General features: G+C 53.1%; 11 protein-coding genes and 1 pseudogene. 4 read left to right on the forward strand and 8 right to left on the reverse strand.

The features are described from left to right. The coding region (locus LLG96_10120) for a twin-arginine translocation signal domain-containing protein (GenBank protein MCE5250560.1) at nt 1-316 on the reverse strand (316 nt) is incomplete at its 3' end. A 412-nt stretch (nt 317-728) separates the two neighbouring features. On the opposite strand from LLG96_10120, the pseudogene LLG96_10125 reads away from it, so the two are divergent. Next, a pseudogene (locus LLG96_10125) lies at nt 729-1,547 on the forward strand (SMP-30/gluconolactonase/LRE family protein). A 33-nt stretch (nt 1,548-1,580) separates the two neighbouring features. After that, nucleotides 1,581-1,856, forward strand: a complete 276-nt coding sequence (locus LLG96_10130) for a T9SS type A sorting domain-containing protein (protein MCE5250561.1) — start codon at nt 1,581-1,583, stop codon at nt 1,854-1,856. Between the two features lie 65 nt (nt 1,857-1,921). Here LLG96_10130 and carB read toward each other — a convergent pair whose 3' ends face one another. Further along, nucleotides 1,922-5,122, reverse strand: a complete 3,201-nt coding sequence (gene carB, locus LLG96_10135; GenBank protein ID MCE5250562.1) for a carbamoyl-phosphate synthase large subunit — start codon at nt 5,120-5,122, stop codon at nt 1,922-1,924. Between the two features lie 390 nt (nt 5,123-5,512). On the opposite strand from carB, the gene LLG96_10140 reads away from it, so the two are divergent. Further along, complete coding sequence (locus LLG96_10140; protein MCE5250563.1) at nt 5,513-6,802, forward strand: aminotransferase class V-fold PLP-dependent enzyme; 1,290 nt, start codon at nt 5,513-5,515, stop codon at nt 6,800-6,802. Between the two features lie 45 nt (nt 6,803-6,847). Continuing rightward, nucleotides 6,848-8,086, forward strand: coding sequence for a M20 family metallopeptidase (locus LLG96_10145; protein ID MCE5250564.1), 1,239 nt, complete (start codon nt 6,848-6,850; stop codon nt 8,084-8,086). A gap of 274 nt (nt 8,087-8,360) precedes the next feature. Here LLG96_10145 and LLG96_10150 read toward each other — a convergent pair whose 3' ends face one another. The 6 genes from LLG96_10150 to LLG96_10175 all read right to left on the reverse strand — a co-directional run bounded on the left by LLG96_10150 (nt 8,361) and on the right by LLG96_10175 (nt 16,212). After that, entirely contained in the window at nt 8,361-9,254 is an 894-nt protein-coding gene (locus LLG96_10150; protein ID MCE5250565.1) for a sugar phosphate isomerase/epimerase, read from the reverse strand. A gap of 79 nt (nt 9,255-9,333) precedes the next feature. Then, complete coding sequence (locus tag LLG96_10155; protein MCE5250566.1) at nt 9,334-10,548, reverse strand: hypothetical protein; 1,215 nt, start codon at nt 10,546-10,548, stop codon at nt 9,334-9,336. A gap of 117 nt (nt 10,549-10,665) precedes the next feature. Then, nucleotides 10,666-11,658, reverse strand: coding sequence for a substrate-binding domain-containing protein (locus LLG96_10160; protein MCE5250567.1), 993 nt, complete (start codon nt 11,656-11,658; stop codon nt 10,666-10,668). A 66-nt stretch (nt 11,659-11,724) separates the two neighbouring features. Continuing rightward, complete coding sequence (locus LLG96_10165; protein ID MCE5250568.1) at nt 11,725-14,175, reverse strand: hypothetical protein; 2,451 nt, start codon at nt 14,173-14,175, stop codon at nt 11,725-11,727. Nucleotides 14,176-14,564: 389 nt separating this feature from the next. Beyond that, nucleotides 14,565-15,518 carry a TIM barrel protein gene (locus tag LLG96_10170; protein MCE5250569.1) on the reverse strand — a complete coding sequence of 318 codons (954 nt, stop codon included), beginning with the start codon at nt 15,516-15,518 and terminating at the stop codon, nt 14,565-14,567. Between the two features lie 58 nt (nt 15,519-15,576). Continuing rightward, nucleotides 15,577-16,212, reverse strand: coding sequence for a hypothetical protein (locus LLG96_10175; GenBank protein ID MCE5250570.1), 636 nt, complete (start codon nt 16,210-16,212; stop codon nt 15,577-15,579). Nucleotides 16,213-16,321 lie beyond the last annotated feature (109 nt).

Below are 16,321 nucleotides of genomic sequence, written 5' to 3' on the forward strand. Positions count from 1 at the left end.
AGTTCTTGACCGTCTCGCATCCGTATAGTTTTGCAAACTCCTCTGCCCTGTCGGGTTCGATGTCCCAGCAGTGGGTAATACGCATATTGGTGAACGGTGTATCCTTTTCGCCCTTGCGGGCGTTGATGAGCGGCCCCCAGAGACCGATAAGATGCGAGTAAGAGTACACATTGAGGCATCCCACCCTGAACAATCCGCCGGACTCTTTCGGTTTCTCGGCGGCGTGAACCTTCGAAGCTCCGAGCGCCGCGAGCGCTGCTCCCGCGGAACCGGCTCTGGTCATGAATTCCCGGCGGTCTGATCCCGATCTTTCCATGGAACCCCCCCTCCTTATTGCTGTGTGGTGTAATTGGCTGATTGTTTCAAAATCCGGTTTTACGTATCTTTATAATAAGCTTACGCGAATCGGCGAAAACAAGGGAAAATATGATTCTTTTATATGTATGCCGGTCATTTCCGCAGTTTTAAGCGGTCGAAATCGGGATATCATGTTCAACAAAGACTTTGTATCGGAATATACCGGTGCTATATTGGAAACATAGTGGAAACCATACCTGAAAGGATACTTGATGTCATTGGAAGTGCTTATAAACACTGAACCTCTGTCGCGGCGACTGTTTCTCCGCACCATGAAAAATGGTGTTCTCTATTCATGTGCGGCTGCCGCAGGGCTTCGGGCGTCTGTTTCGGACGCGGAACTCCTCAAACCTTCAGCGGCTGATGAAGAACTGTACATCAGCACCGACCTCCTCAAGGAAAGCCTGTTTACCTCCGGAATCGAGGGTCCCGCCTGCGACATCAACGGTATTCTCTATGCGGTCAGTTACGGCGCGAAAGAAACTATCGGTATGGTGACTCCCGATGGCGTAAGCAGCCTGTTTGCAACCCTCCCCGACGGAAGCGCGGGCAACGGCATCCGGTTCGACTCGCAGGGGCACATGCTCATTGCCGACTACACCGGCCACAATGTCCTTAAAATCGACATGCAGACCCGTGAGGTCAGCGTTTATGCTCACGAGCCATCCATGAACCAGCCGAACGACCTCGCCATAGGGGCAAATGACATCCTCTATGCGAGCGACCCCGACTGGAATAATTCGACCGGTAACATCTGGCGCATCGATACCGACGGTGCGGTCACCCTGCTCGAATCGGGCATGGGCACGACGAACGGTATCGAGGTGAGCCCCGACGAGCGTATTCTCTATGTCAACGAATCCCGGCAGCGGAATGTGTGGGCGTACGCTCTTTCATCGAACGGCGATATCGGGAACAAACGGCTGCTCATCGGATTTCCCGATTACGGCATGGACGGCATGCGGTGCGATGTGGACGGCAATCTCTATATCACCCGCACCAGCACGGGCACTGTGGTAAAGGTATCCCCCGATGGCACAGTGCTTCTCGAAATAAAGCTCAGGGGGAAAAGTCCTTCCAATATCGCGTTCGGGGGGCCGGACGGCTGCACCTGCTATGTAACCATGGCGGACCGCCGCACCATCGAGACATTCAGGGTCGACAAACCCGGAAGAAGCTGGAAGCTCTACCAGGAACGTCAGCCAACCGCTGTTGCTGAACATATCGCCCGGACACGTGACTTTACACTCACGGGCAATTATCCCAATCCATTCAACGCTTCGACGACCATTTCCTACACCCTGATGAGGAAATCACGGATCGAGGTTGCCGTGTTCAATACGCTCGGCCAGAAAATCGCCGTGCTCAGCGAAGGAATCGAACAGGCGGGGAATCATACGGTACGGTGGGATGCCGGACAGCTCCCGAGCGGAATGTATATCTGTATGATACGGGCAAACGGGTTGAGCGGGACAAGGAAGATGACGCTCGTGAAGTAGGGGCAATTCGTGAATTGCCCCTACTACGATATCTACATCCAAAAAAACTTCACCGTTCCTGCATACTACTTCAGGTAATAATCCTGCAGCGGTTTCGGAGCGGTTTTTTCTTTCTTCATGGCCTCTATACCTTTAACGCTGGCCTGGGCTGCCGCGATGGTAGTCACATACGGCAGTTTCTGCTGGATCGCCATCATCCGGATAAAACTGTCGTCGTCTTTACTGTAACGGCCGAGGGGCGTATTGATAATGAGATGGATGTCGTTGTTTTTTATCGCATCCATGATATTGGGCCGTCCCTCGTGCAGTTTCTTTATCCTTGTGTTGGGAACACAGTTATCATTGAGATAGGTGCTCGTGTTTTCCGTCGCATAGATCGTAAAGCCCATCTCAGCAAGCTGGCGGGCAACGGGAAGGAGCGCCTTTTTATCCTTGTCCGCGACTGTCATGAGCACATTTCCCTCGAGCGGGAGCCGCGCGCCCGCTGCTTCCTCGGCTTTGTAGAAAGCGAGGCCGAACGAATCGGCGATGCCCATGACCTCGCCTGTCGCGCGCATTTCGGGACCGAGCAGAGGATCGACCTCGGGAAACATGTTGAAGGGGAAAACCGCTTCCTTGACGCCGAAATAGGGGATTTTCCCTTTTTTGAGGTCGGGAAAGTCCCTGATTTTCTTCCCGAGCATGATCTGGGTCGCACGGTGTGCAAGGGTGATACCCGTTATCTTTGACACCACAGGAACAGTCCGTGAAGCCCGCGGGTTGGCTTCCAGGATATAGACCTTGTCTTCGCAGATCGCATACTGGATATTCATGATGCCGACTACATTGAGGTCACGGGCGATAAGAGCGGTATACTGCTCGATGGTATCGAGATTCTTTTTACTGATGGTTCTCGATGGAATGGCGCAGGCCGAATCGCCGGAATGTATCCCCGCAAGCTCGATATGTTCCATAACGGCGGGTATGAACACTTCCTCGCCATCGGCAAGCGCATCGACCTCGACTTCGATTGCATCCTCGAGAAACCGATCGACGAGCATGGGGTATTCGGGGGTTATCTCGATGGCCTCCTGGACATACTTCCGCAGCATGGTTTCATCGTAGATTACCTCCATGCCGCGTCCGCCGAGCACAAACGAGGGGCGGACCATGAGCGGATAGCCGATCTTCTCGGCAAGAACGAGCGCTTCCTCGAGCGACCGCGCCGTCCCGCTTTCCGGCTGGAGAACACCGAGGGTAATCATGTGTTCCCTGAAATACTCCCTGTCCTCGGCCATGCGGATGCTCTCGGGCGATGTACCGAGAATCCTGACACCGTTATCCTTCAGCTCCTGGGCGATATTGAGCGGGGTCTGGCCGCCGAACTGGACTATGACGCCTTCAGGTTTTTCCTTCTCGTAAATGGCGAGAACATCCTCGACAGTCAGCGGCTCGAAATAGAGCTTGTTCGATGTATCGTAGTCCGTGGAAACGGTCTCCGGGTTACAATTGACCATGATCGATTCGAATCCCTCGTTGCGGAGAGCAAACGCCGCATGAACACAGGTATAATCGAACTCTATTCCCTGTCCTATCCTGTTGGGTCCGCCACCCAGAATCATGACCTTACGGTTCTTGGACACCGGAACCGAATCGACATCGTCGTTATAGGTCGAGTAGTAATATGCCGCATTCTCGACACCGCTCACGGGAACGACTTTATAACGGGCGATTTTCCCGAGCGCGATCCTCTTTTCACGCACCGTCTTCTCCGGGATGTTAAACAGCCGGGCGAGATACCGGTCGGCAAAGCTCAGTTCCTTCGCTTCTCTGAGTACATCATCCGGAAGGTTTTCCCATGAATACTTCAGCAGTTTCTCCTCGAACTCGACAAGCTCTTTCATCTCCGAAATGAACCAGCGACCGATATACGTCAACGCATAGAGTTCCTCGACGCTCATACCCTTGCGGAGCGCTTCATACATGAGAAACACCCGCTCGCTCGTTGGGTTGACGAGTTTTTCTTTCAACTCCTGGAGGGAAAGGCTCTTGAAATTCTTTGCCCCGCCGAGACCATATCTGCCGATTTCCAGTGAACGGATCGATTTCTGGAATCCTTCCTTGAAGGTTTTACCGATACTCATGACCTCGCCGACCGCTTTCATCTGGGTTCCGAGCATGTCCTTCGCCTTGGGAAACTTTTCGAAAGCCCACCGCGCGAACTTGACAACGACGTAATCACCGCTCGGTTCATACTTTTCGAGGGTTCCCTCTTTCCAGTACGGAATCTCGTCCATGGTCAGTCCCGCTGCAAGCTTTGTCGATATGCGGGCAATCGGGAAGCCGGTCGCTTTGGATGCAAGCGCGGAAGACCGTGAAGTCCGTGGATTGATCTCGATGACCACGAGCCTGTCGTCTTCGAGGTTATGGGCAAACTGGATGTTCGTCCCACCCACGACGCCGATGGCATCGACGATCCGGTAGGAAAGCTCCTGCATCCGTTTCTGCAGCTTCTCCGGTACGGTGAGCATGGGCGCGACACAGAAGCTGTCTCCGGTGTGAACTCCCATGGCATCGATATTTTCGATAAAACATACGGTGATCTTCTGGTTTTTGACATCGCGGACGACCTCGAGCTCCAGCTCCTCCCATCCGAGCACGGATTCCTCGACAAGAACCTGGTGCACGAGACTGGCATTGAGACCGCGCGTAACGACCGTACGAAGTTCCTCCACATTGTATACAATTCCGCCGCCCGTGCCTCCGAGCGTATAAGCGGGCCGCAACACGACCGGATAGCCGAGCATCTCGGCAATTTTCTCCGCTTCTTCCACGGAATGGCTCGGATCAGATCGGGGAACGGGAATTCCAAGTCTGTGCATGGTTTCCTTGAAGGCGATGCGGTCCTCTCCTCGCTCGATGGCATCGGCTTTTACACCGATAACCTCCACTCCGTAACGGTCAAGGATACCAGCTTTAAAGAGGCTCGACGCAAGATTCAATCCCGTCTGACCGCCGAGGTTCGGCAGGAGTCCGTCCGGACGTTCCTTTTCGATGATCCTTTCAAGGCTTTCGACAGTCAGGGGCTCGATATAGGTTCTGTCGGCCATCCCGGGATCGGTCATAATCGTGGCGGGATTCGAATTGACCAGGACGATCGAGTATCCTTCCTCCCGCAGCGCCTTGCATGCCTGTGTGCCGGAATAATCAAACTCACATGCCTGGCCGATGATAATGGGGCCGGAACCGATAATCAGAATTTTTTTCAAATCGTTGCGTCTGGGCATGGCGACTCCTTCAGTCTCTGATTCTGTGGTTTAAGAAATTATTTAATGTCGGCTTGCTTGCGGTTTTATCGCCGTACACATGGCACAGGATTCGCACCATGGGTAAGTTTTATATGGTATCTAAAAATATTCAAGAATACCAGAAAAAAAACATGACCGAAGAATTATTTCCGGGTTATACGGGTCACTGTCATCCGTACTGTGTTTCACCCATATTGGCACCGGATTTCATTTTGATACGAAGCACAGTATAATGTATATTGAGCACATTGGGCATCCCTGAAAAGGATACCATACCCGAAAGCAAACAAGATTGTTTTTACCGGACAATTCAAACAGAAAAGAAATTATCACAGTAATGCATCCACACTCAGAAGGAGAAGCACGCTAATGGTTTTTGACCCTGAACTTTTGAAGGAAATCGAACAGGAGTTTCCTTATGCACATACCGACCCGTGGGGGAAAAAACGGGTCTTTGTCGATAACGGCCCCGGTACCCTGATTCTCAAACGCGCCGCGGATGCCCAGTATCATGCTTCGCTTGAATTCAGCAGCAGCTTCGGGCCCGCGTTCCCCGAATGCAGAAAAGTGGATGAAATCCAGTCCGAAGGATACAAGGCTGTTTCCGACCTCTTCAACGCCGGTTCCCCCGATACCATAGTCATGGGTCAGACGGCAACAAGCCTGCTCTTTCAGATCAGCTATGCCCTCGGAAACGAGTGCGAGAAGCGGCATAACGTGGTCACCACCTACTACGAACACCTCGCCAACGTCAATCCATGGCTGGAGCTTGTCGAGCGCGGAAAAATCAAGGAAGTCCGCTTCGCTCACCTTCATGAGGACGGTACTCTTGACATGGATCATCTGCGGAGTCTTGTGGACGAGAATACAAAAGTGATCACCGTGTCCGCCGCCTCCAACCTTCTCGGATCGAAAAGCCCGCTCAAAGAAATCGGGACTATCGCCCGTGATGCCGGCGCATACTATGTCATCGACGGTGTCCATCATGCGGCACACGGGCACATGAATGTCCGCGATATCGGGTGCGATTTCCTCGTCATTACGGCATACAAAAGCTTTGCGCCCAAATATTCGGGCTTCATGTTCGGCAAACAGGAACACCTCGAATCCATGCGCCCCTATTCCTCGGGAAAAGACCACGGCCATCCACGCGGCAAGTGGAGCTGGGGCACTCCTGACCACGGCAAGCTGGCGGCAATCACAGCGGTCGTCGATTACTTCGCATGGCTCGGCGACCGAGTCAAGGATCGCTATACCGGCAAGTTTGCCGGATATTCCGGGCGGGTGCGGTCGGTCATGATGGGGATGGATGCCATCGACTCGTACGAGAAAGAGATTTCACGGGCTGTACTGACCGGATTCGACGATGTTCCGGGGCTTCCGGATATTCCCGGAGTCAGTTTTTACGGCCTCGGTGATGTAAACAGGCTCGATGAACGCGACCCCACGTTTGCGTTCAGTATCGAGGGATTGGAAGGCAGCGCGGTCGAGCGCCGTCTTGTCGATGATTACAATATCGCCATCCGGTCGATCCTGTACTGGTCGAAATCCGAGGATTTCTTCAATCTTCATTACCCCGTGAGAGCGAGCTTCGTGCACTACAACACGGTCGAGGAAGTCCATTACATTCTCAAGGCGCTCCGGACGCTCGTTAAATAATAGCATCTCGGCTTCGAGCCGTCACCACAACCGGGAGTATCTATCATGAATAAACCAATCGACGATCAGCTTGCGGGATCATTCCGGCAGATACGCGAACAGGCCGAACGTATGCTCGATGATCTCATCGCCATCAGACGCGACATCCATGCTCATCCCGAAGTCAGGTTCACGGAGGTTCGGACAGCGAAGATAGCCGCAGACAACCTGAGGAACCTCGGCATCGACGTACAGACCGGAGTCGGTAAAACAGGCGTTGTGGGACTCCTCAAAGGCGGCCTCGGGGAAGGGAAGGTGCTCGGTATACGGTGCGATATGGACGCTCTCCCTACACAGGAAAAGAGCGATGTTCCCTATCGTTCCCAGAACGACGGCGCGATGCATGCGTGCGGACACGATGTCCACACCACGGTGGTTATCGGCGTTGCGCGCATTCTCGCACGCATGAAAGACAGGTTCAGGGGAACGGTTAAATTCATTTTCCAGCCCTCCGAGGAGAATCCGTACAAACAGCGCTGCGGATCGCTGAAGATGATCGATGACGGCGTGCTCGAATCTCCCCGCATGGATGCGATTCTGTCCCTTCACTGCTGGCCCGATCTCGATGCCGGGCAGGTCGGCGTTGGACCGGGTCCCGCGATGGCCGCCGCCGAAGCATTCCAGGTCGTTCTGAACGGTCAGCAGGCTCATGGCGCTACGCCGCAGAAGGGAAGGGACACCATGCTCGGCGCGGCGTATGTAATCAACGATTTCTACCACATAACCTCACGGCGGACAGACCCTGCCGAATCGTATGCCCTCATAATCAACAATATCGAGGGCGGAAACATCCAGTCCGTCATCGGCGGGAAAATCAGTCTTACCGGAACGGTCAGGACACTCTCGAAGGAATCGATGGAGTACATCAACGGCCTCATGAAGGACGCCGTGGACGGCATCGCCCGTATACTCGACCTAAAAGGCGAGCTCATCATTGACGATTTCTACCCTCCCGTTGTGAACGATCAGTACCTCGACACCATAATTTCCGATGCCGCAGCGTCCGTTCTCGGCCCGGAGAACGTCATCGTCCAGAAGAAATGTCCCATGACGGCGGAAGACTTCTCTCACTTCACCGACAGGGTACCGGGTCACTACCTGAAACTCGGAGTTGCGAACGACGAGAAAGGTATACGGTTCCCGCTCCATAACGATCGCTTCGATGTGGACGAGCGGTCGATAGCGGTGGGTGTGAGCGTGCTTGCTTCCGCGGCGCTGAGCTTCCTCAGCCAAGATGGTTCATGATGCGGGGAACGGTTCGGAATTATTGCTTTGGTAATTAAACAGTGACATTGGATGACGTCATGCCGAACTTGTTTCGGTATCTATTCCTGATATGAGTATCATTATTTATTCGCCGGAGCAATAACCACAAAGGCACAAAGGCACGAAGAATTGATAATACTAGGTTGCGTTTAAAAGGGGTAAAAACCTTTATAATGATGCACCATGAATTAATCTTTTCTCATCTATCGTGTCTTCGTGTCTTCGTGTCTTCGTGGTTATATGAAGATTTTCATTACAGAACATCCTGATACGCAAGAAACAGCGCCCGGTAGTAGTGCATGACACGGATCGGGTCGGTGCTTTCCGGTATTTCCGCACAGCAGTATCCCCGGTAACCGTTTCCCCGCAGGAGCGTGAATAGTTTCCGGAAGGGATATTCTTCCAGAAAGAGGTCGCGCATGTGGACGAAATGTATCTTATCCCTGAGGAGGTTGAAGTTGTCTTCCAGGCCGCCGTCGAGCAGGTCGGACTGGTTCGAGTTCCAGCAGATAAAGCAGTTGCCGCTGTCCGCATAATTGAGCATCTTTCTGATTCTCGGCACACGGCTTGTTTCGGTTCCATGAACCTCGACACGGATTTCGACGCCGTGGTTTCCGGCGAATTCGCTCACCTCGCGGAACGACTTCCCGATCTGTTCGAGCGTTTTTTCTTCGGGGATACCCTCACCGACATGGAGGTTGTTGGGCCGCACCTTGACCCCGGCGGCGGCGACATCTTGGGCGAGCAAGATATACTCTTTCGTACCGTCGATATTCTTTTTCAGCACATCCGGGTCGGGTGAATCGAACTCGAAAGCGCTTCCGAGGCTCGCGAGAACAACCGGCGAATCCTCGAATTTCTTTCGTACTTCCCTGCGCTGCGCCGCGGTCAGATCGACCTCGACCTTGTGTGCATGGGTGGTACGGAGCTCGACCGCTTCGAATTTTGTCTCCGTGCAGTTTTTGATGATCGTATCGATATCCCACGATTTCGCCAGATTATAGGTAACGAGGCCGAGATGCAGCGGTTCACCCGCGCTTTTCTCCTCGGGAGCGCCATGACACGGTGCAGCGGCGAGCAATGACCCCGCAGAAACCGTGAGGGCAGAAGCCTTCATGAATCCCCTTCTCGATTGTGTTCCAGCCATGACAACCACTCCTTTTCCTGCTTTTTTAAACAATCATGGAGCCGGTTTATTTTTTTCTCTGGTTCCGATGTTTGTCCCGTTACATGCGAAGATCCGGATTTCCGGGCCCGAAATGCTTGAGCATCACTATGGGGTCGGTGGCGGACGGATTGGTAATAGTTACCCCTTCGCGGGCCGCCTCCTCACACACGAAGTATTCGTCGTGAGTCAGCTGACCGAACCGTATCAATGCGGGTGTTTCGATGTCCCATACACCCATCGTTCCATGCCCCTGCATCATTATCAGGCCATACGCCGCGCTGTCTTTGATCGTCACTGTTCGCCCCGGAAGGACAGTCAGTTCCCGTGCACTGAATGCGTCCGACCGGTAAGAAATCCACATTTCACGGTATCCCTGGGCCTCCATTTCCTCCATCGGCCGCGCCGGAAGCGGGCGCATGAAACGGTGCTCCTTAAAATTGGGATCGAGGTTCAGGTCCCAGTCGACGATATCGAGCAGAAAGTCGATGTCGCCTTTTTTATCGGAAGGCGTGTCTTTCCAGAGAAGCTCCTCGGAGACCACCTGGTCACCGGTGAGGGACTGGTACATGGAAAAAACATCCGATGCCTTCTGCGGCTCGTACGTGCAGAGGCTCCCCGGAGCATGAAGAACTCCCGGCGGAACATCCCAGCCGGTGCCGACCTCGAGGACATATGCCCGTGAGAGGCTGGTAATCCGGTTGTCGCCCTTGGTGAAGTCCATGAGGCACTGCCGGACCTGTTCCCTAGTCGTGCCGGGTTCGAGCCCGAAAAAGGTATACGGGAAATCGCCGCTGTGATTATTGACCTGCGGGGGAAAATAATACGCTTCCGGTTTGCCCATCTGGTTTGTCAGGGCCGCGTGTTCGTCACGGTGATGGATGTGATGGGGAAGCGCCTTTTTATTGTCGAAAAATTTCGAATACATGGGCCAGCATCCGTGCTTTTTCCAGATACGGTCACCAAGAAGAGAACCTTTCAGCCCGTCGACCGCATCACGGAACAGCACTTTTTCGATACGCGGGCCGTCCTCGAAAACGATAGAGCTCAGGCCTTCGTTCGGGCTTGTCAGCGGGCCGTTGTCGGCAGGCGTAGTCGAGGAAAACCATCGTTCGTCGATTCCCCCCCGTTCTCCGCCGAAAGCGTAGTAATCATCGGGGTGCAGTTTTATTCTTCGTCCCGGGATGCAGAAAGAACGGGGTACCCAGGTCGGGGCGAGCCGCACGATTCCTTTGCCCCGGTCGAGAGCCGCCGAAGCGAGTGAAAGCGTATTCATGAATGTATCTCCTTTATTATAGTTTTGTTATGTATTGTCATTCTCTGTTGTATTCCATGTAATTTGCTTCAATCATATTTTTTTCCTTATGCCTTGTGCCTTTTTTATTCAAACCATTCATTGTACCGTCACAGGGTGCAGGAGAGTGTTGATTTCAGGCTCGTTCATGTTCGCGGGAGTGGCAAGAACAACGCCCGTATCGATGCGTTTTTCAACTTTCTCCCCACGGAGAACAGCGACCGCTGTTCTGACACCGACAGAGCCGATTTTAAACGGATCCTGAAGTACCAGCCCTTCAATCTCGCCTTTTCCGAGCGCTTCGGTGAGTTTCTCGGATGCATCGAATCCGACGAGTTTGATTGTATGAGCGAGTCCCCGGGCCTGGAGTGCCCGCAGGCAGCCGAATGTCACCGGCTCGTTGGGAGCGAATATCGCATCCACTTCCTTGAAACGGTTGAGAAGGTTCTCGCTCAGACGGTAAGCGGATTCAGTTGTCACTCCCGCATACTGGTTGTCCGAGAGAATCTCGATGGAAGGGAATTTCGAGCGCATGGTATCGAGAAATCCCTCTTCACGGTTGGTGTTGGAAGCGCTTCCCTCCTGGTAGCGGAGCACAATGATTTTTCCGGCGCCGTTCAGGAGTTCGCCGACACGTTCGGCGGCAAGCACACCGCCGCGGTAGTTGTCGGTCGCGACAAATGCGGCATGAAAATCGCCCTGGAGGTCGGAGTCGATGACAATGGTCGGGATTCCCAGACGCTGCGCCTCTGCGACCGGTTTTATGAGTGAACGGTCATCGAGGGGAGCGATGACAATGGCGCTCACCCCGGATGAAATGAACGTCTCGACAATCTGGAGCTGCTCCTCACGGTCGTCTTCCCTGAGCGGACCTTTCCAGATTATTTCCACTCCGGTGTCACGGGCTGCATCGAGCGCGCCAGCGTGAATGGTTTTCCAGAATTCATGGATCGTGCCCTTCGGAATGACCGCAATGGTTATGGTTTCTTTCTTCGCCGGTTTTTGGGAGCTTTTCTCGGATTTTCCGCACCCGGCAGCGGTCAGAGCAAATACCACCGGTATAAGTATGCCATAACATAAAAGTCGGTTCATGGGAATGGTTCTCCTGTGCGCAGCTTCTTTCTTCCTCTTCACGGAATCGCGCGGATTCGGCGATCATCACCGCCGGACGAGCGTTTTCCCGCTCAGATTTTCCACCGTAACGGTATATCCGGCAGGAACATCGATGCTGTACCTGATGCTCTCGCCTTCCTTCGCCCACGACACATTCACATCGCCACCGGGAACAGGCATCCGTCCCTCGCACCACTCCAGTCCTGTATCGCAGAAACGGAGGTTCACGCGTTTGTTCTGCGTATCGATACGGTATACACCGAGAATGTCACGGTAGAGACAGTGGGAAACATGCGATGCGAAACCATGGTTGCAGCTTGCAGTCGTTCCAATATTCTCCCAGAGTGTCCCGGTCTTTTCCGCCATATAGAGGAAGTATCCCGCCAGTTCGTCCTTCTCCTGCCCGCAGAGGCCGTAACGGCTCAAGAGCTCGATACGGAGGTAATTGCCTATGAAAGCGTTTGCGGGATGGATATCGGGATATGCACCTTTTTTTGCGCGATCCGGCCCGAATTCCGTGGTCAGCATGCGCCAGAGACCTTCATTCTTTTCGGGAGCGGCGACATCGAAGAAAAAGGCATAGTATTGGCAGACCTCGGTGCGGTTACCGGTAACAGCGAGTTTGCCGTCCTTTCTCACAGCGTTGTCGACGAAAAAACGCCCGTCGAACGACTGACGCCGTATCACTTCGCGAATCTGCTCAGCCTGAGAGGCAAGTCCGGGCATATCGTACATTCTGCCGGCGGCGGACAGCGCTGCGGCATAGAGCATGTTGGACGGGTAGTTGACATCCCGGACGAATTGATTGGCCGCAGACCATTCGACAAATATCCAGTTTTCCAGATTCTCGAGCAGACCGTCACCGTTTCTGAACCGTGTGAAATAGTCGAAAAGCGCCAACACTTTCGGTTTGAGGGCGTCCACGAGCTCACGGTCGCCGCTGCGGGCCTGATATTCTTCGAGTTCGACGACAAACCACAGCGCCCAGTTGGGGATAAAGACACCGTCGTTGTGGTCGGCCGGGTAACACATGGGAAGCATCCCGTCCGGCATGTACTCGAAGGACTTCGGGAGAAGGAAATTCTCGTAAAAATTCTTTTCGATGGTCGCATTGCCGCACAGATCGAACGCCACCCTCGAGGTGAAGAAGCTGTCGCAGAGCCAGCCCGCCCGCTCACGCGAGGGACAGTCCATGAATATATCGACCGCGTTCTGGCGGAATGTTTCGCGCGCTGCTTCAAAGATTGTATTGAGACGGGGATCGCTGCAGGCAAAAAAAGCGCCGTCGGATTCGGGATTGGCGAGCTCGCGCAGGTAAAGCCCTCCGGCCTCGCACGAACCAGAGACCACGTTGAGCTTGAGATAACGGAACGTATAAGGTTCAAAGGATTCAAGGCTGTAGAGTCCCGGTTCCAGCTCGTACCCTATTGCATTGACACAGCCGAGCCGTTTGAAATCGACATCGCCATCGGACAGAATCTCGTCGAAAGTCACATACAGTTTCGCTGCCTTCGCGCACCCGATCCGCATCCCGATGAATCCGGTAAGGTTGGTGCCGAAATCGAAAATGGCGCATGAATTATCCCCGAGCCTGACCGGTGTATCCGGATTATATGAATCGTCTATCTGCCGCATGGAGACCGTGCGAATTTTTTGAAGCTCGATCGACGGAATAATTTCAAGTTCGCTTTCCTCATATCCCTTCAGTTTGGTGCTGATGTCTGTCAGCGCCCGGTCTTTCCTGAGCTTTTCAACCGGCACATCACGTTCGAGCTGTCCCTGCGACACATACTGCGAGGGCTGACGGAGCCGGAAGCGCGGGTACGAAACCCGCCGCGGAATCAGGTTCTTCGCCGGAAGAACAGCACATGCCACTCGCTCCACAGGCGCCGAAACATCGGTCAGCCACCGGTTATATCCCTCCCCGAGCCGGTAATATTCGATAAAAGGGCGCTGAAAACTGAACCGCTGAACCTTCTGCAGCCGTCTCCCGGGTATGCAGGCATCGAACGGCGTACCTCCGCCGCCCGTGGATGCGACAACCTTTCCGTCCGCAATTATCTCTGCCTGAAGAAAGGAAGGCTGGTCGAGGAGATAGTAGCTGTTCACATTGTATCCCGCAACCTCGATAGCGAGCAGGTTTTGCGGCGCAGTCGCCAGCCCGCTCAGATTCCATTCATCGACCCGGTAAAAACCATGCGGACCTCTCGCCGGGCCATGACCGACAAACCTGCCGTTCAGATAGATGCGGTAAATCGTCGAACCGGCAACCCGCAGCATGATGTTCCTGGCATCTGATTGTGGGAATGCGGCGCGGAAGCCGACTGTAAGATTCTTTTCACGGTCACGTCCTTCCGGCCAGACCGGTTTCGCCGATTGAAACGATGCCGTCTCAAGTCCACAAGCCGGTTTGCCTGTGGTAACGGCATACATCGCGATGGTTCCCGCTGTCATCAGTAACCGTACGATACGCCGATAAAAAACTCTCAATATCATCGCAGCGTCCCCTCTTTCGTTCAGAACAACCATACATATATTTTAAATTACATTGGGTTATTCAATGAGGAGGGCGGTGAAAAAGTCTCTTTTTCACACGTCCGATAATGAAATGTATTAATTGTTCGCTGTCAAAAGCATGTAAATTGGAACTTTATGCCGACTCTTGACAGCCTGTATCCCCGAAAACGGTATTTTTCACCATGCTTCTACAGTATTGTACAAGAATCGTCATTCCCAAGAACGAAGTGAATTGAGAATCCAGTATTACCTTCACTGTGTCATGCGCATGAGATAATGGATTCCCGTTGTCACGGGAATGACACTCAAACGTGTACAATCGTCTCATTCGTAAGTTTTATGCACTCGTTGAATTATCAGAAATTATTTCATGTCCCCATGAGCGCTCGCAGGACACGGTTGTCTTCCTTCAGGTCGCGGATATGGTTTTTAAGCTGTTCGGCTTTCGAGTCACCCGGTATGGGATACTCAAAATGCTGGGTGATGGGAGCCTGATACCCTGACTTTTTCAGCATGGTGAAAAATTCGGCGCTGACCATTCCCTTTCCGAGGAGACACCAGTCGACTGTCCCGCCTTTCCCGGGAGTACATTCCCAGGTGAAATCCTTGACAATCACCGCTCCGATGTGCGACTGAATAAGCCGGTACTGCGTGCGCCAGGACAATCCGCCCTCCACCGTGGCATGACCGATATCGAAATGCGAGGCGAGATACCGTGGATCGAGGTCCCGGATGATCTCATACACATCCCAGACAGCGGCGCCGACCATATTCCGGCCCGAATGATTCTGGTAGAGGCCGCACATCCCAAGTTCCTTGTTGAGCTGTGCGAGGTCACGGAGCTGCGGCTTGATTTCCGCGAGCTGATCCTGAATAGCGGCATCGTCCCTGTACTGCCACCACCCGCAGCGATAGTACCTGATTCCGAGCTTGCTCGCGGTCCGGAGAATTCGCTCCGTATACTGTTCATCGGGATTACGGATTGCGGTCGCCATGATGAGCAGTTCAAGTTTCCTTTTTCCGAGCGCCTCGACCATCCTGGGGAGGTCATCCTCAACCCGTTCCGGAAGGACATGTCCTTCCGGGCGGACAGGGCATTCGATGCCGTCCCATCCGACTTCCGCAGCAGCCTCGGCGGTCTCCTCGTAATTGAGTCCAAGGCTCTGGAATGTTTTGGTAAACCCTCCGAATTTGAGCACGGATTTTTCAGCGGCCTGCGCACCGGTACTGTGACCGGCGCCCAAAACTGCGGATGCAATACCGGCCGTGGAGGCGCCTTTGAGAAACGTCCTCCGTGTCAGGGATTTAATTTCGGTCATCATATACACTCCTCTGTCAGATGTGTCAGTGCATGGTATCAATTTTCCCTTATAACCGGTATCAATGGTATAACCGGTTGAAATCCTCAAGTATATCGCCGTTGAGCGATACACGGATTTTATCGGGATTATTGACAATGTCGGCAACTATTATTTTCAGATCACGAACGTTGCTCGTCACCCTGCGGTTGATATACCGGCTCAGGATTGGTGACACCGCCTTGAGCAGCAGGCTGGCAACGATGTTATCGCCTCCCTCGCCGTAGATATTCAATGTTACCGAAACGGAGTTTTGATTACCGGTATAATTCAACAGGAAAAGCACTTTCCCCATCAATGATATGGGTATACCCCAGTTTTTCAGTTTCCCGCGGGCATAAAAAACCTTGTTGTTTTCGTCTGACTGAATGACGAAAAGGTCACCTTCGATCCCCGTGGGATCGATGACATGGAGAGCGGCGCCCTTCATGCTCACCTTGTAGCGCGGTGTAAAATCATACACCTCCCACAGCTTGCCGATGAGATAGGGATTGTTCAATATCCGGTTCCACATATCAAGCGTGGCATCGATGGTAAAGCTCGTTTTATAGGAAATGCTGGCTTTATCGATAAAATCCCTGGTATTCACGGTTTGAGCATGACTATATGTGATACATGATATCCATACAAGCATGGCGGGTACAGTCATTTTTTTCATACACAATTATTCTCGCTGAAATGCAATCTCAAAAAGAGTTAAAAATATTAACCGGGCAATTCATAGTGTCAACACCATAAAACCTGATAAAAAAAACCATACGTCTGAC

The sequence above is a fragment of the bacterium genome (genome assembly GCA_021372535.1).
Lineage (GTDB): Bacteria > Latescibacterota > Latescibacteria > Latescibacterales > Latescibacteraceae > JAFGMP01.